Raw genomic sequence first — 22428 nt, 5'->3', positions numbered from 1 at the left:
GGCCGATATCAGCCGAAGAAGGCCGACGCCTCACTGAGCCGTTCCGGCGGAACGCGTTTGAGCTGCTTGGTCGCCTCCGACAGCGGAACCAGCCCGATCTTGGTGCCGTGCAGCGCCACCATCTGACCGAAATGTCCCGCGTGCACCGCCTCGGCGGCGTGCACCCCGAACCGCGTCGCCAGAATCCGGTCGTAGGGCGTCGGACTGCCACCGCGCTGGATATGGCCGAGGACCGTGGTGCGGACCTCCTTGCCGATGCGGCGTTCGATCTCCGAGCCCAACTGCTGGGCCACCCCGGTGAACCGCTCGTGGCCGAACTCGTCGATCCCGCCCTCGCGCAGCGCGAATCCGGAATCGGGCGCGGGATGCGCGCCCTCGGCGACCACGCAGATGAAGCTCTTGTCGCCCCGCTGGAAGCGGGCCTTGATCATCGCGCACACCTGCGCCACGTCGAACGGTTCCTCGGGTACCAGGGTCAGGTGGGCACCCGCGGCGATACCGGAATTCAGCGCGATCCAGCCCGCGTGCCTGCCCATCACCTCCACCAGCATCACCCGCTGGTGGGATTCGGCGGTGGTGTGCAGGCGGTCGATGGCCTCGGTGGCGGTCGACAGCGCGGTGTCGTGGCCGAATGTGACGTCGGTGCAGTCGATGTCGTTGTCGATGGTCTTCGGCACGCCGACCACCGGCACGCCCTCGTCGGCGAGCCAGCTCGCGGCGGTGAGGGTGCCTTCGCCACCGATCGGGATCAGCGCCTCGATGCCGTTGTCGTCCAGGGTCTGCTGGATCCGGCCGAGGCCCGCGCGTAGCACCTCAGGATTGGTGCGCGCGGTGCCGAGCATGGTGCCGCCCTTGGTGAGCAGCCGGTCGGTGCGATCGTCGTTGTGGATGCGGATCTTTCGATCCTCGAGTAGGCCGCGCCAGCCGTCTTCGAAACCGACGATGGCATCGCCGTAGCGTCCGTTCGCGGTGCGGACCACAGCCCGGATCACCGCGTTCAGACCTGGACAATCCCCGCCTCCGGTCAAGACTCCGATGCGCATGCCGTTCATCTTGCCGCACCGGCGCAGATCAGGGGCAGTGACCTCCGGCGAGCTCACTCAGGTGTCCCGAGATGAGCGTCGCCATCTTGTCGAGCATGGCCATACCGTCGTTGAAACTGCCCGAATCCGGTTGTGCGGCGAAGGCGATCGCGATCCGGCCCGTGGGTGAATCGATCAGTCCGAACTGACGGACGAGGTACTTACCCCCCAGGTCGGGACCCCAGCCGCCCTTGAACTCGGCGCTGCCGAACGCGCCGAGACCCCAGTGGTGGCTCGCGATGATCTGCTGCATCAGCCCCACCACGCGCTCGCTCTGCGGTATGCACGGCAACTGCGAGGCGAAGCGCACCTGGTCCGCCAGCGTCCATTCGGCCTGGCCGTAGACCGACACGTCGGCACGGGTGCGCGTCGTCGGCACTGTGGTGCGCGCGTCGCCGCCTTCGCGCAGGACGCCCTCCACCGCCTTGGCCGCGTCGGCGCCACCGCCGAGCGAGGCCCACAGGGTGTCGGCGGCACCATTGTCCGAGGCGGTGATGGCGGCAGACGCGTACGACGAGTAGGCAGCACTGTTGCGCAGGGCCGCGATGGCCAGCGGCACCTTGATCGTCGACCAGGCCGGCCCGGATGACCAGGTGCCGAAGGTGACCATCGTCTTGCCGCCCACCGGCATGACCGCCAGCCCCGCGCTGCCACGGAATCCTTGCTGGAGCTCGGCGAAATCGGCAGCCAGGCTGCCCGGCATCGCGATGGAGAAGGTGCCGTTGCCGGCGCCGGGATCGGGATCGGCGACGGGAACCGTCGTTGTCACGCGCGGTGGGGCGGCCTTCGGCTCGCTACCGCAACCCGCGGTGGCGAGCACGGCCACGCCCACTATCGCGGACAGCACCACCCAGAAGCGGTGGCGTCGTTCATTATTCATGATCTGAAGCATTTTCTTTTGTAAACTCCCCCGGGGCGTTCGGTGCTGGCGACCCGTACCGTTACCGTACTGCGACATATGCCGATCGCCCACTTCGAGCGGTCAACCCTCAGGTCAGGCGGTGTTCGCCGGTGTAGATATTCATCGTCTCGGCACGGAGGAACCCCACCAGTGTGAGATCGGACTCAGCGGCCAGGTCGACGGCGAGGGCGCTGGGCGCCGACACCGCGGCCAGGATCGGGATCCCGGCCATCACCGCCTTCTGAGCCAGTTCGAACGACGCGCGACTGCTCACGACCAGCACCGAATCGTGCGCGGGTACCCGGTTCTCGCGCACCGCCCAGCCGATCACCTTGTCGACGGCGTTGTGCCTGCCGATGTCCTCACGCAGGGCGAGCAGGGTGCCGTCGGTGGTGAACAGGCCCGCCGCGTGCAGGCCACCGGTGGACTCGAACAACTTCTGCCCGGCGCGCAGCTGTTTCGGCAGTTCGGCAAGGGTGTCGGTACTGATCGACACGGATTCGTGCGGGATCGGGAAGCGACTGTGGGTGCGCACGTCGTCGAGGGCGGTCTTGCCGCAGAGACCGCAACCACCCGTGGTGAGGAAATTGCGGGTGTGGATCGGAACCTGGTGGCGTAGACGCAGGTCGAGGACGTTGTAGGTGTTGTGGCCCGCGCTGTCGGTGCCCGCGCAGTAGCGGGCGCTGACGATGTCGTCGGCCGAACCGATGATGTCCTCGCCGAAGAGGAAGCCGTGGACGAGGTCGATGTCGTTGCCGGGCGTGCGCATCGTGACGGTGAGCGATCGGCCGTCGACCCGGATTTCGAGTGGCTCCTCGACGGCGAGCGTGTCGGGTCGCTCAATCCGCCCGGTTGGGGAAAGGCGGGTCGTCTTGCGCCGTGCGGTGACTCTGCTCATCCCATGACTCTGCTCAATGCGCGGGATCTGATCAACACGGCTTACCGATCAGCTGATCGGCCCGACCGCATCCAGGCGCCGGGTCAGTCGTCCTGGTCGTCAGCGGCTTTGTTGCGCGCCTTCGCGATCTCGAGCGCCTTCTCGGCGGTGGCCTGATCCGGGTAGGGGCCCATTCGGTCGCCGTACCAGCAGGTTTTGCCCTGTTCGGCCTTGTGGTGCTCGAGGCAGTAGTACCACGCGTTGTCATCAGCCATGCCAGCCAGTATGCAACGTTTCGCATACCGGTGTCTCGAAGGCGGTACCTCGGGAGTCGCGGACAAGTTTCACGCCGCCGAGCAAGTCGAGCTCGGGCGGCGTAGGCGCATGTCGCGGCGCCAACCAGCTGCGCCGCTCCACGGTGGAGGCCGACGGTGAATCGGCTCGGGGACACAGTGGTCGCTTCGGCGAGCTGAGGGTAGTTGTGGCCGCGGCCCCCTGTCGGGGCCGCGGCGGATTTGTGTCAGTAGACGTACACCACGGCGTTCTCACCGCCGGTGCAGGTAACGAGTTTGCCCTCCGGGGCGCACGTCATCGTGTAGGTGCGGCCGGTCACCGGGCTGGTCGCCACCACTGGGCGCGCGCCCGAGCCGCCGCCTGCGTAGGCCTCCCGGACCGCCTCGGCGAAACCACAGCTGGTGACCTCGCTGCCGACGGCGACCTTGCTGTAAGTGCCGGTGGCGGAACCGGATTCACAGGGTTGCGCGCCTACCGGCAGGGTGACCGGTCCCGCCGAGGTGGTGGGAGCGGCGGTGGTCGCGCGCGGGGTGGTGCCCGCGGGTTGGCTGGAGCTGCCCGGTGCTTGCGAAGTCGGTGCGGCCGCGGAGGTTTCGGCGGGTTCGGCGACCGACATCATCCGCCAGCCGATCGCGCCACCGACCGCGAGGACCACCACGGCGAGGACACCGACCAGGACCGGGAGCAGGACCGATCGTCGGCGGCCCGAATCCTGGTGCGCCCAGGCCGGATCGGGGCCGTACGCCGGATCGGGGCCATAGGCGGGATCGGGATCGTAACCGGGATCGTAGGCCGGATCACGGTAGGCGTGGTCACCGTAGGCACTGGGCGGTTCGTCGTAGTCGGAGTACGCGTTCTCCTGACCCGCGTACTGCCGGGTCGCCGCGGCCCGCGCCGGATCCTCGAACTCCGGGGCGGCTTGATGTGCGCCGAAAGGTGCGGCGCCACCACGGTATTGGTGCGTCGGCTGCGAGCGCTGCGGATCCGGTTCGTCGGCGAGGCTCCCACCGTAATGCTGGGTCGGCGCCGACCGTCGCACCTCGGCGGGGTCGTATTGCTCAGTCGCCGGACTGAACTGCCCGTGCGGGCCACCGAACCGGTCCTCGGACGCCTCGTCGAATCGGTCAGCGGGACCACCGAATCGGTCTCGTGGATCGTCGAGATCGCCACCGAACTTCTGCGTCGGCGGCGCGAAACCCGCAGGCGGATTCGACGCGGATGGATGGTATTGCTCGGTCGGCGGGCCGAACGATGCCGGATCGGCCTGGTCATCGGCGAACCGGCCGGGACGGCCATCGAATCCGGTATCCGGCGCACCGCCGAAAGACCCTCCGGGACTGGCGAACAGGTCCTCCGGGTCGTTCTGGTCACCACCGAACCGCTGCGTCGGAGGCGCGGGCAGGTTCGAGCCGGGTGCGCCGAATTCCGGTGCGGGAGCGGGGAAGCGGGGGTTGGGGTTCGACGCCGGGGCGTGGTATTGCTCCGTCGGCGGGGTGTACGCGGCCGGGATCGGGTGTTCGCCGGAGTAGCGCTGGGTAGGGGCTGCCCGGTGCGGCTCCTGGCCGTATTGCTGAGGTGGGAGGCGGTGCGGGCCGGTCGGCGCCGGGTAGTGGGTAGCCGAGGCGGGGCGCGGTGGCTGCAGGAGCGGAGCCGATGTTTCGCCCGGCTGCGCACCGTCGTAGAGGTGCGCGTCAGGGAAGGGGCGCATCCGCGGGAGGCCCTGGTCAGGGGTGTAGGCCGGTGGCGGCTCTGGGGCTTCCGGCTCCTCGGCCGAGGGGAGAGGGGTGAAGTGGGTGTCGGCGGCCCGGATTTCGGCGGGGCCGGTCGGCTGGATCACCGCGGGGATCGAGATCTCGCCGGTGCCCTCCACGGGAATGCGGCGGAAGCCGGTGGTGTCGTTGGCCCCGGCGCGTGCCTCGGGTGGGCGGATGATCAATGTCGGCTGGGCACCGGTCGCGGTCGACTGGCTGCGCGAGGTCTCGACGCCACCGGTGGCGGTCACCGCGCCGATCACGCGGAACTCCCCCGTCGGCGTCGGCACCTGCTCGACGATGTCGGGCTCGTCCGAGTCGGGTGCTCCCGTGCGGGCATCGGCTCCAGCGGCACCACCGGTCGGCGACCCGGCGGCACCACGTCCCGCACCGGCGGCGAACCCGGCTGCGGCGGCGAACCCGCGCCCTGGCCCAGGCGCGGAGCCCGGACCGCCGGTCGGCGAACCAGCGGGCCCCCGCAGCGTGGCACCGGACGAAGAACCTGCGGTCACATCATGACCACCGGGTTCGCGGCGGGCTCCGGTGTACGACGCGAGCGCACCCGGAGGTGGGGGCACGGGCGCGCCGCCATCGCGCATGGCCGAAGCCAGCGCTCGACGAGCGGCGACAGCCAACGCACCGGCCGACGCATACCGATCGGACGGGTCCTTGGCCATGCCGGTCCCGATGACATCGTCGAGTGCGCCGGGTATCCCGTGCAGTAACTCACTCGGACGGGGCGGCGCCTCGGACAGATGCGAGCGGACTAGCACACTCATGCTCGCGGCCGGGAAAGGCGAAGCGCCGGTGAGGCATTCGTGCAGCACGCAGGCCAGCGAGTAGACGTCGGCGCGGCTCGAGATCGGGCCGACATCGAAGCGTTCCGGCGCCATGTAGATATAGGAGCCGACCGCCATCCCGGCCTGGGTGACCGCACTGTCACCCTCGGTGTGCGCGATGCCGAAGTCGGCGAGGTAGGCGAAATCGGCGGGCGTGACCAGGATGTTGGCGGGCTTCACATCGCGATGCACCAGGCCACCCGCGTGGGCGGCATCCAGCGCCGCGGCGATCTGTTCGACGACAGCGACCGCGCGTTCCGGGCTCATCGGCCCGCCCCCGCGCAGCACCGTCCGCAGATCGGTGCCGGGCACCAAGCGCATATCGATGAAGAGGACCCCGTCGATCACGCCCCAGTCGTGGATCGGGATGACGTGCGGTTCGGCCAGCTTGGCCGCGGCTTGGGATTCCCGGCGGAACCGGACCTGGTATGCCGGGTCCTGTGCCAGCTCCTGCGCCAGCAACTTCAGGGCGACCACTCGATCTTTGCCGGTGTCGTAGGCCTCGTAGACCTCGCCCATCCCGCCTTTGCCCAGCATCGACCGCAACTCGTACGGACCGAATCTGGTCCCCGCCCGTGACCCAGGTGCGTGCACCGGCGTCCGCCTCCCACTTCTGGCAGGTCCGCCGGACCTGCTTCTCAGTAGGAAGATTCTCCCGGTGTCACTACGCCGTGGTCAAACGCGAACACGATCGCGGCGGCTCGGTCGCGCAGGTCCAACTTGCCGAATATGTGTCCTACGTGGCTTTTCACCGTCACTTCCGAGATACCGAGTTCAGCGGCGATCTCGCTGTTGACCCGGCCCGAGCCGATCAATTCGAGCACTTCGTACTCGCGGGCGGTGAGTTCGCCGAGTCGGCGATCGGTGCGAGTACCGACCGGTTTCACTGTTCGGTAGGCCGTGAGCACTCGTCCCGTCACCGAGGGGTCGAGCCAGGCGCCACCGCTCGCCACGGTGCGGACCGCGCGGATCAGATCCTCGGCGGGCGAGTCCTTGAGCAAGAACCCCGCGGCGCCCGCGCGCAACGCACCGGAGAGCAACTGATCGTCGTCGAAGGTGGTGAGCACGAGGACCGGCGGAGCGTCGGGGCGGGCCCGCAGCAACCTGGTCGCATCTATGCCGCCGACCCGCTTCATGCGCAGATCCATCAGCACCACATCGGGTCGTTGGGTGGCGATCGCGGCGGCGACCTCGTCGCCGTCGGCGCACTCGTTGATGGTGAAGCCGTCGCGGCGGCGCAGGATGCGGCGCAGTCCCCCGCGCACGAGTTCCTGATCGTCGACCACGAGCACTGTCACCAACTGCTCGATCGGCGAAGCGGTCGTCACGTGTCCTCCTGGAGTTTGTTCCACAACTTGCCGGGCAGCATGGCCGAGATGGTGGCGCACGAGCCCGTTCTCATCGGGAAGCCGACCCGCACGGTCCAGCCGTCGTCGCCATTGCCCGCGGTGATCTTCCCACCCAGCAGTTCGGTGCGTTTGCGCATGCCGCGCAGTCCCATCCCGGTGTCGCGGCGTGGCACGGGCCCGAGCGGCAGCGGATTGGACACGATCATCGTCGCGGCCTCGGCGGTGACGTCGAGGCGGACCGTGGCGGCGGTGCCCGGCGCGTGTTTGGTGACGTTGGCCAGTGATTCCTGGCCGATCCGATAGAGCGCGTGGCCGATGGCGCCGGTGACGGTGGCCAGCTCGCCGGTGCGTGCGTAGTCGACGGTGAGCCCCGCGCGGCGGAAGTCGCCGACGAGCTCGTCGATATCGGCGGCGCCCGGCTCGGGGGCCAGCTGGGCCGGGCCCGCGTCGAGCATGCCGACGGTGCGCCGGATGTCGGCCATCGCCTGCCGGCCGAGGCGTTCGGCCTCGACGAGCGCTTCCACCGCCTCGGTGGGGTCGTCGTCGGTCTGCAGTGCGCGCCGGGCGGCGGTCAGGTGCAGCAGGGTGATCGAGAGTGAATGGGCGATCACATCGTGGACTTCGCGGGCGATCCGGCGCCGCTCCTCGTCGGCGGCCTGACCGGAGCGGATCGTCTGATTCTCGCGTTCTTGATACAGGAACCGCCGCTGGTACTGCAGCAACACCCCGACGAACATGCCGAGCAGGACACCGATGACGTACATCGGTAGCCCTTCCAGCGGCTGCTCACCCCACTTCAGGTGCCCGGCGATGTCGAACGCGATCAGTTCGAGGATGGCGACCAGGGTGAATCCGATCGACCACCCGCGGGACGCGACCGCGGCGACCTCGCCGGCGACGATCACCAACACGAACGGCGCGAAGTCGGCGGTGACCGGCTGTAAGAGGAACAAGCCGCACGACAGCAGGGCTGACGCCTTCAACAGCATCGGGTGCGGGTTCACGTGAAAGAACGCGAACAGGGGTATCGGCAGGAACGCGGTGGCCATGGCCAGCAGCGGCAGCGGGCTCGGGAAGTAGGAATGTCGCTGGATCACCGCCGCACCGGTGACCACCAGCAGTGCCAGGTCGGCGGCGAGGATCACCGCGGGTGGATAGTCGTAGGGCAACGATTCGATGCGTTCGCGGACCGTGGTGAGCAGACGTGACACCCCGGCCTTGGCCGCGAACCGCTGCCGCAGGCTCGGCCGGCCCGGCGCCTTCGCGGGGATGGCGTGGCTCACATCCATGATGTAAGGCTAGTCGCCACCTACCGGGCGAGCATCGTCCCGCGAACGGTACCGATCTCCTACCGCGGTAGGAGAAGAAGTCGGGTCCCCGGCACGACGATTCGGCATTTCACCGCCCGTAGCGTGTGGTTCACCCGCTCACGGAAGGTGAAGCCCATGACCTGGACCGATCTGCACCACCGCACCGAGATTGTGCACACCGTGCTCGCAAGGGCCGCGATCGACCCGAACGACCCCGCACTGTTCGCCGGCATCGCTGAACTCGACCGGCTCTTCGGCGGCGTCGACGGCCTGCTGCAGGCACTGGCCAATCGCTGGGACAATCATCTCCACGTCAAACTCGAACTCGCCGAGATCGACGGCTGCACCCCGATGGAGGCCTATCTCGAGCTGGCCGCCGAACAACCGGCCCTGCGTGCACTTCTCGACGCACGCCCGGCGATCGGGCAGACTACCCGCGACCGCGCACTCGCACGCTGAAACTCGAAACTCATTGGGGGACAAGATATGCCCGACATCGAATCGCAGGAGCAGCCGATGCTGGAGTTGACCCGGGTGGTCAAGCAGTATCGCGTCGGCGATCAGGAAGTGCGCGCGCTCGACGAGGTGAGCATGCGCATCGAGGCAGGCCAGTTCACCTCGATCATCGGCCCGTCGGGTTCCGGCAAGAGCACCCTGCTGCACCTGCTCGGCGCGCTCGACCGCCCCGACGAGGGTTCGATCCGCTTCCGCGGCGCCGAGATCGGCGATCTCGATGAAGACAAGCAGGCTGCGTTCCGCCTCGAACAGGTCGGCTTCGTCTTCCAGTTCTTCAACCTGCTGCCGACCCTGTCGGCGTGGGAGAACGTGGCCGTCCCGAAATTGTTGGACGGCACCGGATTACGCAAGGCGAAGCCGCGCGCACTGGAGTTGCTCGACCTCGTCGGCCTCGGCGATCGGGCGCAGCATCGGCCCGCGGAACTGTCCGGTGGGCAGATGCAGCGCGTGGCGGTGGCGCGGGCTCTGATCATGGATCCGCCGCTGATTCTGGCCGACGAGCCGACCGGCAACCTCGATTCCAAGACCGGCGCCGCGATCCTGACCCTGCTCGGTGACATTACCGCGCAAGGTAATTCGGTCGTGATGGTGACGCATGACATGAGTTCGATCGACTATTGCGACCGGGTGATCACGTTGCGCGACGGCCGGATCGGCGCCGATGAGCTAGCCACCGCGCGGGTCGACGCATGATCGCCGCGGCATGGGATCGATTGCGGCTGTTCAACTTCGGTGAACTGCTCCGCCATCCCGGCCGTACCCTCTTGTCGGGGGCGGTGATGGGGGTATCGGCGGCGTTGATCGTGGCGGTGCTGAGTATTTCCGGCTCGGTCACCGGGTCGGTCGACAAGCTCACCAAGGGTCTGGCAGGCACGGCCGAACTCGAGATCACCGGGATCACCGATGCGGGATTCGAACAGTCACTGCTACCCCGGATCACCGCGACGCCCGGGGTGGCGACGGCGGTGCCGATGCTGCGCGGGACGCTGGGCGCGGGCCCTGATCGGGCGCTGCTGATCGGGGCCGATCAGACGATCGGCGCGCTCGGCAGCGATCTGGCGGGGCCGATGTCGCAGTACACCACCAAGCTGCTCGGTACCGAGCGCGGCGTGCTGGTCGGCGCGGCCATGGGCCTGCGCGAGGGTGACCCGGTGCGGATCGGGGCAGGCACGGCCAAGGTCGCCGCCGTCCTCGACTCCGAGGCGACCAATCGGCTCAACAGCGGCCACGTGGTGGCCGGTCCGCTGCCGCTGATCCAATTGCTCACCGACCGGGTCGGCAAGCTCGATTCGGTGCAGATCGTGGTGGAACCCGGCACCGATGTGGCCGCGCTGCGCACCGCGCTCACCGAAGCGGTGGACGGGCGGGCCGTGGTGGCCGAGCCGAGTCTGCGCACCGCGCAGGCCGGTGGCGCGATTCAGATCATGCGGTATTCCACGCTGATGTCGTCGGCGGCGGCGCTGATCGTGTCGGCCTTCCTGATCTACAACGCGATGAGTATGGCGGTGGCGCAACGCAGGCCGACGCTGTCGCTGTTGCGGGCCATCGGCGGCAAGCGCGCGCCGATGGTGCGCGATCTGCTCGTCGAGGCGGCGATGCTCGGGCTGATCGGTGGGGCGATCGGCGCGGGGATCGGTGCGCTGATGGGGCGGTTCGCGATCGGCAGGCTGCCCGCCGCGATCGTGCAGTCGGTCGAGGCGCGGACCGAGTTCCAGGTGCCGAACTACGCGGTGCCCGTAGCGATTTCCGCGTGCGTGGTGGCGACGGTGCTGGCGGCGTCGATCGCCGCGCGGCAGGTATACAAGGTCGCCCCGGTCGAGGCGTTGGCACCCGTGGAGGCCAGCGATGCCGCGTCGGCCAGTTCGGTTCTGCGGTGGGTCGCACTGGCCGCAGGCCTGTTCCTCGGTGCGGCGGCGGTGGTCATCGCCTTCCTCGACCTCGGCCGTCTGTCGCTCGCCGCGATCACGCTGTCTTTCACCGCGACGGTGTTCCTGTGTTTCGCCGCCACCGGACCGATCGTGCGCGGGTCCGCGGCGATCGCCCGCTGGTTCGGTGCGCCGGGCGCACTCGGGGCGACGACGCTGGAACGCGCGCCACGCCGTGTGTGGGCTACCGCGATGACGGTGATGATCGGGGTCGCGGCGGTGGTCGCCCTCGGTGGAGCGGCGGGCAACATGGTGAAGTCGGCGACCGATTCGTTCCAAAGTCTCGGCGACACCGACCTCTACGTGAGTCCGAGCCCCGTCGAACAGTTCCCGACCGGCCCCGTGCTGCCCCCCGGTTTGGCCGACCGGGTCGCGGCCGTGCCCGGTGTCGAACAGGTGAACCCAGCCCAAATGGCCTTCGCGACCATCGGCAGCGGTCGGGTGATGTTGCAGGGGTATCCGCCGAGCACCTCCGACACCCGCCTCGGCGCGGTTGACCCGGCGGTGATCGATCGGATGGAGCGGCGCGAAGGCGTTGTCATCACCCGCGACGTCGCCCGTTCGCTCTCGCTCGCCGTCGGCGACGAGATCACCATGCCCACCCCTTCCGGTAAGCGGAAAACGGCAGTACTGCAGGTGATTCCGTACTTCACCGCGGTATCCGGGGTGGTGATGATGAACCTCGACCAGATGCGGGAGTGGTATCAGCGGCCCGGTGAGACGATCCTGTCGATCCAGTACGTGCCGGGCGCCGATCCCGACGCGGTGCGGGCCGCGGTGCGCGCTGTGGTCCCCCAGGAGATCCATGTCGACAGCGGCGACGACATGGTCGACGCGATCTCCTCGAGCGTCCAGCAGGGTGCGGCGATGAGCAACATGATCCTGTGGATCGTCGTGCTGGTGGCGACGGTGGCATTGCTGAACACCCTGATGCTGTCGGTCCTGGAGCGACGCAGGGAGCTGGGGGTGCTGCGCGCCATGGGCACCAACCGCAAGTTCCTCCTGCGCTCGGTGCTGGCCGAGGCCGCGGGTATCGGATTCATCGGCGCGGCAATCGGTCTCGTCGTCGGCATCGCGGTGCAATACCTGGCCACCGTGGGGATCGGCCATGCGATGACCATCGACATCGTCTACCGTCCGAGCCCGGTGATCGCGGTCTACAGTGCGGTCGCACTGGGCCTGGCACTGCTGGGATCGATCCCGCCTGCCCTGCGCGCGGCGAGGATGCCGATCGTGGCGGCGCTGGCCGTGGACTGACGTTGGTCGCTGCGGCATCAGGTGTCCCTGCCTGGCGCCGCAGCGACGACAGGTCGACCGTCGCGGCGGCGGCCGTGAACCCCGAGCCCGCGCCACACCGGCGGGCATCTCGTCCGACGCGGCGAGCGACTGAGCCGGCGACCCTGAAACAGTCGCAGGCGGGTCGGCGTGGTGGCGCTCTGTGCGGTAGGAGGCTGATCCCGCACGGTCAGCGGTTATCGATCAGAGGGGGACTTCTTCCCACCACGCGATGACCTCGTCCTGCGCGGAGGGGCGTGGGGCCCCGCCGGTGCCGCTGCTGCCCCGGCGGCTCACCACGACAAGATAATTCGCGCGATCCGAGTCATCGGGGAAGCTCAGCACCTGATGCGCGGTCTGCGTGCGAGTGCTCGCCGGATCCTGAACCACCCACCGCTGCAACGAGAACGGCACTCCGTCCTTGTCCCCCGCATAGCGAACCGTCGCGGGCAGCGCCTCCGACACCGACCGCGCCTGGCCCGCGTTCGCGTACTCCAGCACCAGGTAGCTCACCGCACCCGCCTGATTGTCGGCCCGCTCGCACTGCCATCCGGCAGAGATCGGAGTCCACTGCAGCGCAGGCTCTTTCCACGCCAACTCGCTGACATCGCGCACCCCCACACACCGCGTCCCCCGATACCCCACCCCATCACCCATCTCCCCCTGCGGAACCAACGTCGGAAACACCCGCCGACCACTCGAGAACGAATCCTCCGCCTCCGCAACCGAACTCGACGGCTTCTTCGCGCCGCCCTCCGCGTCGAGATCGCCGTCGTCATCCCCCGGCAAGACCACGACAACCAACGCGACAACCAACGCCACCAACACCAGAACCAGCGCCACCAACAGCACCCACCCGAACCGCTGTATCCCCGAAACCCGCCGAGGCACCGCCCAATACCCCCGCGAAGGACCCTCCCAAGGTCCCCCCTGCCCTGGCTGCGCCGCACCGGGCTGCCGACCCGCACTACCCGGCTGACCTACGCCACCCTGCCCCACACCGCCCGGAGGCATCGCCTGGCCCGCCCCATCCTGCTGCGAGACGCCCTGTGGCGGTAGCTGTCCCGCTCGGTCTGCGTTCGGTGGTCCAGGGATCGACGTCACCTTGGTCAAGGCCGCCGAATTCGCCGCATCCAGTTCGCCCGCATCGGGCGTCGACATGACATCTGTTGCCGCAGTGGCGGATACCTCGTCCAGATCCTCGCCGTCAGCAGCCGAACTCCCGCTGACGGAGCGCGCGGATCCCGGGCCGCGGTCGCCGCCGATCGCCTCACCCCCGCGGGATCGCTCCAGCGGGGACGCCACAGGCTTGTCGAGAGATATCGAGCTGGACGGTGTTCCTGCCCCACCGCGGGGTGGCGCGGGTGCGGGCTCGGCAGTCGGCTCCTGATCCGCAGGCGACCCAGACCTACTGAGCGGTCCAGCGCTCGAGTCAGCCGACGAAACCCCACCTGGAACAGGCGGTTGCACGCCAGACGGCCGCGCACCGGGAGGTTCCGCGTCCGACCACTGCCCGCCAGACGGGGGCGCCACGAACTGCCTTCCCGGTGCAGGCATCGCGGGCGGTACCGCATTCGGCGGTGCGGCAACGGGACCAGCGGCCGCGTGCGGAGCCGCGGACTGCGCAACCGGTCGCTGGACCGCCGCCGGCGGGACAGCGGCGGGCGGGCGGGACGGCGGCTGCCAATTGGGTTGTGGCCCAGGCTGCATGGGTGGGCCTTGGTAAACGGGAGGCGCCATCCCCGGTTGCGGGAAGGGTGTGGCCGGTCCGGGCTGCGGGGCAGGCGGGTAGTAGCCCGGCGCCGGGTTCGCGGGTGGACGCGGCAGGACAGGCGGCGTCTTCGAGGTCAGTGCCTGACGTGCCGCCTTGGCGAACGCGACACACGAATCGAACCGCGCCGCAGGATGTTTCGCCATCGCGGCGGCGAGCACAGCGTCCATGATCGGCGGTAGACCCGCGCGCCGCAGCGCCAAGGGTGGCGGCGGGGCATAGAGGGTTCCGCGGATGATCTCGTTCGGGTCGGCGGAGTCGAAGGGCGCCAACCCGGTAAACAACCAGTACAGCGAACACGCCAGCGAGTACTGGTCGGAGCGGTGGTCGAGGTCGGCGCCGGTCATCTGTTCCGGCGACGCGTAAGCCAGTGTCGCGGTGAACATTCCCTGCTGGGTGAGGTGGGTGGAGTCGGCGCGCAGGCGGGCGATGCCGAAGTCGGTGAGGAAGACCCGCTCGCCCTGGCCACCGGTGGAGCGGGCCAGCAAGATGTTGGCGGGCTTCACATCTCGGTGCAGCACTCCCCTGCCGTGCGCGTAGTCCAGTGCGTCGGCGACGCCTTCGATGATCTGCACGGCTCGCTCGGGCGGCAACGCCATCGGGTCGACGGTCGCGGCGTCGATCCCGTCGACGTACTGCATGCTGATCCAGAGCTGTTCACCCTCGGTCCCCCGGTCGTAGACGGTGACGATGCCGGGATGGTCGAGCCCGGCGGCCAGATCGGCCTCCCGTTCGAACCGTGCGCGAACTCGCTCGTCGGCGAACAGGTCCCGGTTGAGCAGCTTGAGCGCGGTCAGCCGATCCAGGCGCGGATGCCGGGCCAGGTACACCGTGCCCATGCCGCCCTGGCCCAACATCGCCTCGATGGTGAACCCGGCGAACACCTCACCGATGTCGTGCACTGTGACCCCCTTCCAACCGTGTGACCACGCTCATTCGAATTCTCGCCGAAAATCGGTGAAACTTGCTAACGGTCGTCCGGTAGCGTCCGGACGCGTTTGACGAGAAGTTTGCACCGCCGAAGCACACACGCACTGGGTGGTGGGGAGGATTCGGTGGTGAAGTCGACCGGAAAGGCGGCTGCCTGTCGCAGGCTGCTGCTCGGTGGGGTGCTGGCAACCGCCGTGCTGTCCACCTCGTGTACTACGCCCGGCACCCCGACGGCGGTGAGCGCGCCCACCGTCACCGTCAACAGTGAAGACGCCTGGCATCCGGGATTGTCCATCGTGGCCCCCGATTCGCTGGCGGCGGAGTTCACCCTGCTGCAATCGACGCTGCCCGGACAGGTCGGCATGGCCTTGATGCCGGTCGGCGGCGGCCGGATGACGATCTACGGCGACTGGTCCACCGGGATCGCCTGGTCCACGATCAAGATCCCGCTCGCGGTCGCCGCGTTGCGCCACGATCAGGACCAGTCGATCTTCGAGATGGTGCAGGCCGCGATCACGGTGTCGGACAACGACGCCGCCGAAGGCCTGTGGGAATCCCTCGGTGACGCACCGGAAGCCGCCGACGCCGTGCAGCAGATCCTCGACGAGGCGGGCGACGCGGCGACCGGAAAAGCGGGCACCCATACCGAACTCGACGTCACCGCCTTCGGTGGCACCGAATGGTCGCTGGCCAACCAGGTGCGGTTCGCGTCGCGGCTGCCGTGCCTGCCGCAGGCCGAGGTCGTCACCGCGCTGATGGGCGAGATCACCGAGGAACAGGGCTGGGGTCTGGGCCTGCTCGACAACACCGAGTTCAAAGGCGGCTGGGGTCCCGACGACGTCACCGGGATCTACACCGTGCGCCAGTTCGGACTGGTGCCCATCGGCAGCGGTCAGCTCGCGGTGGCCCTTGCGGCGCAGGCTGATTCGGGTTCGTTCGACGACACCACCGTGCTGCTCGATCGGATGGCGCTGCTGCTGGCCCGGCACCTGCCGAACCTGCGCGGCGGTGTCTGCCCGCGCTGAGCGCACCGGCTCAGCCGGGAACGACCAGGCCGGATTCATACGCCAGGACCACCGCCTGGGCGCGGTCGCGCAGCCCGAGCTTCGAGAACACCTTGGAGACATGGGTTTTCACGGTCTGCTCGGCCACGAACAGCGCCGCGGCGATCTCGGTGTTCGACAACCCCTTGGCTACCAGTTCGAGCACCTCGCGTTCGCGTGGGGTCAGCGTGCCGAGCGCCGGCGCCGGGGCAGTGCGCACCGTATTGCGCCTGCGGGTGACGTCGGCGATGAGCCTGCGGGTGATGGTGGGCGCGAGCAGCGCCTGACCATCGGCGACCACCCGCACCGCGCGCACCAATTCCTCGGCGGGCGCGTCCTTGAGCAGGAACCCGCTCGCACCGATGCTCAGCGCCTCGTAGACGTAGTCGTCGATGTCGAAGGTGGTGAGCATGAGCACCCGCACCGGCGGATCGAAATTCGCGGTGAGGATCGCACGGGCGGCGTCGAGGCCGTTCATCTCCGGCATCCGCACATCCATCAGCACCACATCGGGACGCAGCCGCTTGGCCTCGGCCACCGCCACCTTGCCGTCGGGTGCGTCGCCGACGACGCTGATATCGGTCTGCGCGCCCAACAGGGCACCGAAACCCTGGCGCACCATCGCCTGGTCGTCGGCGATCAAAACGGTAATAGCCACCCAACCACCCTAGTGGGTGGGCAGTTTCACCGAGACCTCGAATCCGCCGGTGAGTGTGGCCCCCGCGTGGAGTTCACCGCCGACCGCGACAACGCGGGTGCGCATGCCGTCGATGCCGTGACCACCGCCCGCACCGGGTTGCGGCACCGTGGCGGTCGCGGCGTTGTGCACGGTCACGCCCACCTCGCCGGGGATCACCGCCACCGCGACCTGCACCGCGGCACCCGGTGCGTGCCGAGCGCAGTTGGCCATCGATTCCTGCACCACCCGATAGACGACCAGGCCGGTCGTCTCCGGCACCGAATCCAGATCCCCGGTCACCGTCCAGTCGACCGGCAGACCCGCGCGCAGGGCCGACGCGCACAGCGCGGGCACGTCCGAGGCGCGCGGCTGCGGCGCGTGTTCGGGCAGCTGGCCGTCACTGCGCAACACCCCGAGCAGGCCCCGGATCTCGTTGAGCGCGGTGCGGGCGGTGGCGCCGATGGATTCGAATTCGGCACGCGAGGCCTGGTCGAGGTCGGTGATCCGATACGGCGCGGTCTGCGCCTGCACCACCACCATCGACATGTGGTGGGCGACCACATCATGCAGGTCACGGGCGATGCGCGCCTTCTCCTCCAGGATCGCCCGGCGCGCGCGCTCGAGTTCGGTCACCTCTTCCTGGTGCTCCAGCTTGCGCCGCGAGGCCAGCAGGATCCGCACGAGATAGCCGAACAGGGCCAGCGCGCCGAACCCCATCGCCCAGCCCCACAGCGGACCGGTCTCCGAGCCGGGCATGGTGGTGGCGAACAGCATCGAGGTGGCCGCCCACGCGACGACCACGATCGGCACCGAGGCCCGCAACGCCACCGCGAACAGCAGCACGAACAGCACGATGACGTGCACGACCTGGAAGGGCAGGTCATTGTCCGCGCCGGGCTGCATACCGATCGAGAACAACAGCGCGGCTCCCGCGGAGATCGCCCAGCCCATCGCCGGGTTGACCCGCACGAACAGAATCGGGAAGGCCGCCAGTGCCGACAGCAGCGGCGCGGTGACCGGTGACACCTCATGGGTCACGAACAACGTCGGCCACGCGATGCTGTACAAAATCAGCGCGACCAGCACCGTTGCGAAGTCGAACCAGGTGCGCGCGGGTACTCCTCGCGCGGCGGGGCGCAGTGGTGCGGTCATGACAGTGAGCCTACGAACCGTCCGGTCAGCGGACCTCATACCCACGAACCGAATACGACCCCCTACCCTGGTGTGACCCCGGCGCCGGGTCTGCCACCCGCGCGCCCCGAAAAACAAGTCCGCAGCGGGATGCCTGCCGCGCGACCCGCTCCTTACCGTCGGAGGCCATGAACACCCCGCTTCGCCCGGTACCCGCCGCTGTTGTGGCCCGTACCGCAGACACCGCAGCCTCCGAGCCGACCCCCGCCGCCGCTGGACAGCACCGCCGTCGTAGCGGCGTCGCCCTGTGCACGGCCGGACTGGCCATGGCAGCGGCCGTGGTCATGTCGGCACCGGGCGCCATGGGCGGCACCACCCCGGACAGCACCGAGAACGTGGTGGCCGCCGCCGCGGTGCGGGCGCTCAGCGACGACAGCCCCGACGCGACTTCGCTGATCCCGCGCGACTTCGGCTACAAGTTCGGCTACGACCCCGCGCCGCAAGACGGCCTGCTGGTGAACCCGAACGGCGACTGCTCCTCGCCGGTGACGCTGCCCGCCGAGTTCGAGCCCGCCTGCAAGGCCCACGACCTGGGCTACGACGTGCTGCGCTACGCCGAGCGGATCGACGAACCGCTGGGCGGGTGGGCGCGCCGCTCGGTGGACGCGGCGCTGAACCGGCGCATCCACGCGGCCTGCGAGCTGCGCGACGACGAGTTCTCCCGCGCCCGCTGCGCCGTGATGGCCGATATCGCGTTCACCGCCGTGGACGTGAACTCGCGACGCCAGGAGTACGGCGCACCGGTGGTCGAGAACGTCTTCGCCCAAACCGACCCGGCCGACCGCCCCAACCTCTGGCCGCTCGCACGCACCGTTCTCGGGTTGTTCGCGGTGACGGCGGCCTCGGCCGTGATCATCGACGCGCTGCGCAAGGTACGTCGCCGGTTGGCATGATCGGGTTGCCCAAAACTAGAACATGTCCTAGTTTTCACCCATGGCCCTAGTCATCGACGAAACGATCGAGATCGACGCATCCGCCGCGAAGGTGTGGGAGGTGCTCACCGATTTCGAACGCTACGGCGAGTGGAACACCTTCTGCTACGAGGCGTCGAGCACGCTGGAACCCGGTTCGGCCATCGATATGCGGGTCAAACTCGGCAGCAACCGCAGGCCGCAGCGGGAATGGATCCGCACCCATACCCCCGGCGTCGAGTTCAGCTACTCGATGAAGTCGGTACCCCTGGGCACCTTGCACAGCCTGCGCTCGCACACCGTCGTCCCCCTCGGTCCCGACCGGTGCCGCTACGAGTCACGGTTCACCCTCGCCGGCTGGTTGAGCCCGGTGGTGACGCTGGCACTCGGCAAGCATTTGCGCGCGGGCTTCACCGCGATGACGGCGGGCGTCGGCAGCCGCGCGACCGCGTAGGCACCTGACCGCCCGCTGTGCGGCCGGGATCGAGCCGAGGAGATAACCAAAAGCGGGGCGCGCCAGATTCTTTCGAACCGGCGCACCCCGCTGATGGGATTTTCTCAGACGCCGCTCGGGCTCGGCAGCGCACCACGCGCCGCTTCGTAGGCCGCGCCGACCCGGTACAGGCGGTCGTCGGCCAACGCGGGCGCCATGATCTGCAGACCCACCGGCAGGTTGTCGTCGGCCGACAGACCCGACGGCACCGACATGCCGGGGTGGCCCGCCAGGTTGGTCGGCAGGGTGCACAGGTCCGACAGGTACATAGCTAGGGGGTCGTCGACCTTCTCGCCCAGCTTCCACGGAGTGAACGGGCTGGTCGGCGAGACCAGCACGTCGACCTTTTCGTAGGCGGCGTCGAAGTCGCGCGCGATCATCGTGCGGACCTTGAGGGCCTGGCCGTAGTAGGCGTCGTAGTAGCCCGCCGACAGCGCGTAGGTGCCGATCATGATGCGGCGCTTGACCTCCGGCCCGAAACCGGCCTCACGGGTCAGCGACATCACCTGGTCGGCGCTGTGGCTGCCGTCGTCACCGACGCGCAGGCCGTAGCGCATGGCGTCGAAGCGCGCCAGGTTCGACGACACCTCCGACGGCATCACCAGGTAGTACGAGGACAGCGCGTACTCGAAGCTCGGGCACGACACCTCGATCACCTCGGCGCCCAGTTCCTTCAGCACCGCGACCGCGGCGTCGAAGGAGGCCAGCACGCCGGATTGGTAACTGTCGGAATGCAATTCGCGCACCACGCCGACGCGCACGCCGGTCAGGTCACCGTTGGCACCTTGCTTTGCGGCCGCGACGACGGGCGCCACCGGCACATCGCGCGAGGTGGAGTCGCGCGGGTCGTGCCCGGCGATCACCTCGTGCAGCAGGGCGGTGTCGAGCACGGTGCGACCACACGGACCACCCTGATCCAGCGATGACGCGCACGCGATCAGGCCGTAGCGGGAAACGGTGCCGTAGGTGGGCTTCACGCCGACCGTCGCGGTGACCGCGGCGGGTTGACGAATAGAGCCACCGGTATCGGTGCCGATGGCAAGGGGTGCCTGGAACGAGGCGAGCGCCGCCGCCGAACCGCCACCGGAACCACCGGGGATGCGGGTGGTGTCCCACGGGTTGCGGGTCGGGCCGTAGGCGGAGTTCTCGGTGGAGGAGCCCATCGCGAACTCGTCCATGTTGGTCTTGCCGAGAATCGGGATGCCCGCGGCGCGCAACCGCGAGGTGACCGTCGCGTCGTACGGCGACATCCAGCCCTCGAGGATCTTCGAGGCGCAGGTGGTCGGCATGTCGGTGGTGGTGAAAACGTCCTTGAGCGCCAACGGAACTCCCGCCAGCGACGACGCGGGGGTTTCGCCCGCGGCGAGCGCGGCATCGACTACAGCGGCCGCGGCGAGGGCTTCGTCACCCGCGATGTGCAGGAAGGCGTTGAGCTCACCGTCGACCTTGCCGATGCGATCCAGATGCGCCTGGGTGACCTCGGTGGAGGACACCTCCCCACCGTGGATCTTGCTCGCCAGCTCGGCAGCCGACAGCTGCGTCAACTCGGTCATTCGCCCTCTCCCAGGATCTGCGGAACCAGGAAACGCTGTTCTTCCACGGCGGGCGCCTGGTCCAGCGCTTGCTCGGGAGTGAGGCCGGGCGTGACCACATCGGGCCTGGTCACATTGGTCGTCGGGTTCGGCGACGCGGTGGCGGGGACGTCGGCGGCGACCTCGGTGATGGTCTGCACGTGGCTGAGGATCGAATCCAGCTGACCGGCGAACTGGTCGAGTTCGGCGTCGGTCAACGCCAGCCGGGACAGCCGGGCGAGGTGAGCGACCTCGTCGCGGGAGATTGCGGGCACCGCGGGACCCCTTTCGGCTTCGGTGGGCAGTATCGGTACAGCCTAATTGGCGACCCCGACGGGTTTTTACGCGCCCGCCCCGCACGTCGGACGCACCCGCCTGGCACGAAAGTTCGCGCATGTCGCGCCGATGGGGTCATACTTCGGGTCGAGAACCCGCGTTCAGGGGTGTAAGTATTGCTTCACCGGGTATTCGTCTCGAACAACCCCGGCCGGCATGGAAAGGAACGCACGTGTCATACCTGCTCCGCGTGCAACTTCCGGATCGACCGGGAAGCCTCGGCTCCCTCGCACTCGCCCTCGGCGGGGTCGGCGCGGACATTCTCTCGCTCGATGTCGTGGAACGTGGCGCCGGCTTCGCGATCGACGATCTCGTCGTCGAAGTCCCCACCGGCGCACTGCCCGACACCCTCATCACCGCCGCGGAATCGGTGCGCGATGTGCACGTCGACTCCATTCGCCCGTACTCCGGCGTGCTCGACACCCACCGCGAGCTCGAACTGATCGACCAGGTCGCCAGCGCCCGCGACGACCGCCTCCAGGTACTCGTCGACGGCTGCCCCCGCGTGCTGCGCGTCGGTTGGTCCACGATCATCGGCATCGGCCCCGCGGGCGCCTACCGCATCGTCGGCAGCCCGAGTGCCCCACAGACCCAAGCGGGTTCGGCTCCGTGGATGCCTATCGAGAAGCCGATGTGGCTCGACGCTGAGGCCGACTGGGTGCCGGAGATCTGGCGCGACATGGACACCAAACTCGCCGCCGCCCCGCTGGGCAACACCGGCAGGGCGCTGCTCCTCGGCCGCCCCGGTGGGCCCGACTTCCGCCCCTCGGAAGTGGCCCGGCTCGGCTATCTCGCCGGCATCGTGGCCACCGTGCTGAACTGACCGGGTCAGCGCAACGCGAGCCGCATGACGAACAGCTGCAGTCCGTCATGGGTGGCCCAATCGCGTTCGGGGACACCGACAAAGCCGAGCCGCTCATAGATCCGGTGCGCGTCGACCATCGAGAACATGGTGGTGAGCGCGACCGCCTCGAAGTCGCCTGATTTCGCCTCGTCGATGACGGCGCGAACCAGTTCGGTGCCGACACCGAGTCCGCGTGCCTGCTTCGACACCGCGAGCATGCGGAACTCGAGTTCACCGGGCTGGGCGATCTCCGCGTAGCGCGTGCCGGGCTTCGCGACGGTGAGCGAGCCGACGACGAGGCCGTCGTGTACGGCGACCAGGACCTCGGCGTCGGCCGCCCGGTGGGCGACGTCAGCGAGTTCCCGAACGTAATCGTCGCCGTCGGGGACGTAGCCGTCGCCCACGTACACGTCGACGGTCAGCGCGGCGATCGCGTCGTATTCGTCGGGGTGAGCGGGGCGGATCAGAAGTCCGGTGGTCTGGCCGTCGGTACCGTGCATCCCGAAATGATCCCATCTGGACGCTTGTGAGCTCCGACTC

At 68.8% G+C, this 22428-nt stretch carries 20 protein-coding genes; 7 read left to right on the top strand and 13 right to left on the bottom strand.

What is annotated here, in order from left to right:
- Positions 1-8: 8 nt before the first annotated feature.
- From ACFWO8_RS21050 to ACFWO8_RS21020, 7 genes are all read right to left on the bottom strand, one after another.
- Positions 9-1043: an ATP-dependent 6-phosphofructokinase gene (locus tag ACFWO8_RS21050; RefSeq protein WP_378953499.1), complete on the bottom strand. Its 1035-nt coding sequence runs from the start codon at positions 1041-1043 to the stop codon at positions 9-11.
- 28 nt (positions 1044-1071) lie between these two features.
- Positions 1072-1962 carry a hypothetical protein gene (locus ACFWO8_RS21045; RefSeq protein WP_378953497.1) on the bottom strand — a complete coding sequence of 297 codons (891 nt, stop codon included), beginning with the start codon at positions 1960-1962 and terminating at the stop codon, positions 1072-1074.
- Positions 1963-2071: 109 nt separating this feature from the next.
- On the bottom strand, positions 2072-2881 hold the full coding sequence (gene fdhD, locus ACFWO8_RS21040) for a formate dehydrogenase accessory sulfurtransferase FdhD (protein WP_378953495.1): 810 nt from the start codon (positions 2879-2881) through the stop codon (positions 2072-2074).
- Between the two features lie 83 nt (positions 2882-2964).
- On the bottom strand, positions 2965-3135 hold the full coding sequence (locus tag ACFWO8_RS21035) for a hypothetical protein (RefSeq protein ID WP_378953493.1): 171 nt from the start codon (positions 3133-3135) through the stop codon (positions 2965-2967).
- A gap of 245 nt (positions 3136-3380) precedes the next feature.
- Complete coding sequence (locus ACFWO8_RS21030; RefSeq protein WP_378953491.1) at positions 3381-6281, bottom strand: protein kinase; 2901 nt, start codon at positions 6279-6281, stop codon at positions 3381-3383.
- A 101-nt stretch (positions 6282-6382) separates the two neighbouring features.
- A complete protein-coding gene (locus ACFWO8_RS21025; protein ID WP_378953489.1) occupies positions 6383-7072 on the bottom strand; it encodes a response regulator in 690 nt (229 codons plus the stop codon).
- Entirely contained in the window at positions 7069-8382 is a 1314-nt protein-coding gene (locus ACFWO8_RS21020) for a sensor histidine kinase (RefSeq protein ID WP_378953487.1), read from the bottom strand. The genes ACFWO8_RS21025 and ACFWO8_RS21020 overlap by 4 nt, the downstream gene beginning before the upstream one ends.
- A 156-nt stretch (positions 8383-8538) precedes the next feature.
- On the opposite strand from ACFWO8_RS21020, the gene ACFWO8_RS21015 reads away from it, so the two are divergent.
- Genes ACFWO8_RS21015 through ACFWO8_RS21005 form a run of 3 tightly spaced genes read left to right on the top strand, consistent with a single transcriptional unit; the run spans position 8539 to position 12101 of the window.
- Positions 8539-8862, top strand: a complete 324-nt coding sequence (locus ACFWO8_RS21015) for a hypothetical protein (RefSeq protein WP_378953485.1) — start codon at positions 8539-8541, stop codon at positions 8860-8862.
- Positions 8863-8889: 27 nt separating this feature from the next.
- On the top strand, positions 8890-9612 hold the full coding sequence (locus tag ACFWO8_RS21010; RefSeq protein WP_378953483.1) for an ABC transporter ATP-binding protein: 723 nt from the start codon (positions 8890-8892) through the stop codon (positions 9610-9612).
- On the top strand, positions 9609-12101 hold the full coding sequence (locus ACFWO8_RS21005; RefSeq protein WP_378953481.1) for an ABC transporter permease: 2493 nt from the start codon (positions 9609-9611) through the stop codon (positions 12099-12101). The genes ACFWO8_RS21010 and ACFWO8_RS21005 overlap by 4 nt, the downstream gene beginning before the upstream one ends.
- Before the next feature lie 222 nt (positions 12102-12323).
- Here ACFWO8_RS21005 and ACFWO8_RS21000 read toward each other — a convergent pair whose 3' ends face one another.
- Positions 12324-14792, bottom strand: coding sequence for a protein kinase (locus ACFWO8_RS21000; RefSeq protein ID WP_378953479.1), 2469 nt, complete (start codon positions 14790-14792; stop codon positions 12324-12326).
- Between the two features lie 156 nt (positions 14793-14948).
- Between ACFWO8_RS21000 and ACFWO8_RS20995 the strand changes: the two genes are divergently transcribed.
- Positions 14949-15845: a hypothetical protein gene (locus ACFWO8_RS20995; protein WP_378953477.1), complete on the top strand. Its 897-nt coding sequence runs from the start codon at positions 14949-14951 to the stop codon at positions 15843-15845.
- A 10-nt stretch (positions 15846-15855) separates the two neighbouring features.
- Here the strand turns inward: ACFWO8_RS20995 and ACFWO8_RS20990 are convergent, their stop codons facing one another.
- Positions 15856-16521 carry a response regulator gene (locus tag ACFWO8_RS20990; protein WP_378953475.1) on the bottom strand — a complete coding sequence of 222 codons (666 nt, stop codon included), beginning with the start codon at positions 16519-16521 and terminating at the stop codon, positions 15856-15858.
- A 9-nt stretch (positions 16522-16530) separates the two neighbouring features.
- Entirely contained in the window at positions 16531-17694 is a 1164-nt protein-coding gene (locus ACFWO8_RS20985; RefSeq protein WP_378953473.1) for a sensor histidine kinase, read from the bottom strand.
- Positions 17695-17861: 167 nt separating this feature from the next.
- Here ACFWO8_RS20985 and ACFWO8_RS20980 point away from each other — a divergent pair, with 167 nt between their 5' ends.
- Positions 17862-18626, top strand: coding sequence for a hypothetical protein (locus ACFWO8_RS20980; RefSeq protein WP_378953471.1), 765 nt, complete (start codon positions 17862-17864; stop codon positions 18624-18626).
- A 40-nt stretch (positions 18627-18666) separates the two neighbouring features.
- Positions 18667-19098, top strand: a complete 432-nt coding sequence (locus ACFWO8_RS20975; RefSeq protein WP_378953469.1) for an SRPBCC family protein — start codon at positions 18667-18669, stop codon at positions 19096-19098.
- A 104-nt stretch (positions 19099-19202) separates the two neighbouring features.
- Here ACFWO8_RS20975 and gatA read toward each other — a convergent pair whose 3' ends face one another.
- Both gatA and gatC read right to left on the bottom strand, forming a co-directional pair.
- Positions 19203-20690 carry an Asp-tRNA(Asn)/Glu-tRNA(Gln) amidotransferase subunit GatA gene (gatA, locus tag ACFWO8_RS20970; protein WP_378953467.1) on the bottom strand — a complete coding sequence of 496 codons (1488 nt, stop codon included), beginning with the start codon at positions 20688-20690 and terminating at the stop codon, positions 19203-19205.
- Complete coding sequence (gene gatC, locus ACFWO8_RS20965; protein WP_101466314.1) at positions 20687-20983, bottom strand: Asp-tRNA(Asn)/Glu-tRNA(Gln) amidotransferase subunit GatC; 297 nt, start codon at positions 20981-20983, stop codon at positions 20687-20689. The genes gatA and gatC overlap by 4 nt, the downstream gene beginning before the upstream one ends.
- A 233-nt stretch (positions 20984-21216) precedes the next feature.
- Between gatC and ACFWO8_RS20960 the strand changes: the two genes are divergently transcribed.
- Positions 21217-21867 carry an amino acid-binding protein gene (locus ACFWO8_RS20960; RefSeq protein WP_378953465.1) on the top strand — a complete coding sequence of 217 codons (651 nt, stop codon included), beginning with the start codon at positions 21217-21219 and terminating at the stop codon, positions 21865-21867.
- 5 nt (positions 21868-21872) lie between these two features.
- On the opposite strand, the gene ACFWO8_RS20955 is transcribed toward ACFWO8_RS20960, so the two are convergent.
- Positions 21873-22388 carry a GNAT family N-acetyltransferase gene (locus ACFWO8_RS20955; RefSeq protein ID WP_378953463.1) on the bottom strand — a complete coding sequence of 172 codons (516 nt, stop codon included), beginning with the start codon at positions 22386-22388 and terminating at the stop codon, positions 21873-21875.
- Positions 22389-22428 lie beyond the last annotated feature (40 nt).

Origin of the sequence: Nocardia sp. NPDC058480 (assembly GCF_042720495.1) — a bacterium.
In the GTDB taxonomy this organism is placed as follows: Bacteria; Actinomycetota; Actinomycetes; order Mycobacteriales; family Mycobacteriaceae; genus Nocardia.
This window is presented reverse-complemented; position numbering and strand designations above follow the sequence as displayed.

What these genes read in the sequence shown, in the direction of transcription:
- ACFWO8_RS21050 (WP_378953499.1), bottom strand. Translation starts at nt 1,043, where the DNA reads ATGCGCATCGGAGTCTTGACCGGAGGCGGGGATTGTCCAGGTCTGAAC.
- ACFWO8_RS21020 (WP_378953487.1), bottom strand. Translation starts at nt 8,382, where the DNA reads ATGGATGTGAGCCACGCCATCCCCGCGAAGGCGCCGGGCCGGCCGAGC.
- ACFWO8_RS21035 (WP_378953493.1), bottom strand. Translation starts at nt 3,135, where the DNA reads ATGGCTGATGACAACGCGTGGTACTACTGCCTCGAGCACCACAAGGCC.
- ACFWO8_RS21015 (WP_378953485.1), top strand. Translation starts at nt 8,539, where the DNA reads ATGACCTGGACCGATCTGCACCACCGCACCGAGATTGTGCACACCGTG.
- ACFWO8_RS21005 (WP_378953481.1), top strand. Translation starts at nt 9,609, where the DNA reads ATGATCGCCGCGGCATGGGATCGATTGCGGCTGTTCAACTTCGGTGAA.
- ACFWO8_RS20975 (WP_378953469.1), top strand. Translation starts at nt 18,667, where the DNA reads ATGGCCCTAGTCATCGACGAAACGATCGAGATCGACGCATCCGCCGCG.
- ACFWO8_RS20985 (WP_378953473.1), bottom strand. Translation starts at nt 17,694, where the DNA reads ATGACCGCACCACTGCGCCCCGCCGCGCGAGGAGTACCCGCGCGCACC.
- fdhD (WP_378953495.1), bottom strand. Translation starts at nt 2,881, where the DNA reads ATGAGCAGAGTCACCGCACGGCGCAAGACGACCCGCCTTTCCCCAACC.
- ACFWO8_RS21045 (WP_378953497.1), bottom strand. Translation starts at nt 1,962, where the DNA reads ATGAATAATGAACGACGCCACCGCTTCTGGGTGGTGCTGTCCGCGATA.
- ACFWO8_RS21030 (WP_378953491.1), bottom strand. Translation starts at nt 6,281, where the DNA reads ATGCTGGGCAAAGGCGGGATGGGCGAGGTCTACGAGGCCTACGACACC.
- ACFWO8_RS20955 (WP_378953463.1), bottom strand. Translation starts at nt 22,388, where the DNA reads ATGCACGGTACCGACGGCCAGACCACCGGACTTCTGATCCGCCCCGCT.
- gatA (WP_378953467.1), bottom strand. Translation starts at nt 20,690, where the DNA reads ATGACCGAGTTGACGCAGCTGTCGGCTGCCGAGCTGGCGAGCAAGATC.
- ACFWO8_RS20980 (WP_378953471.1), top strand. Translation starts at nt 17,862, where the DNA reads ATGAACACCCCGCTTCGCCCGGTACCCGCCGCTGTTGTGGCCCGTACC.
- ACFWO8_RS21010 (WP_378953483.1), top strand. Translation starts at nt 8,890, where the DNA reads ATGCCCGACATCGAATCGCAGGAGCAGCCGATGCTGGAGTTGACCCGG.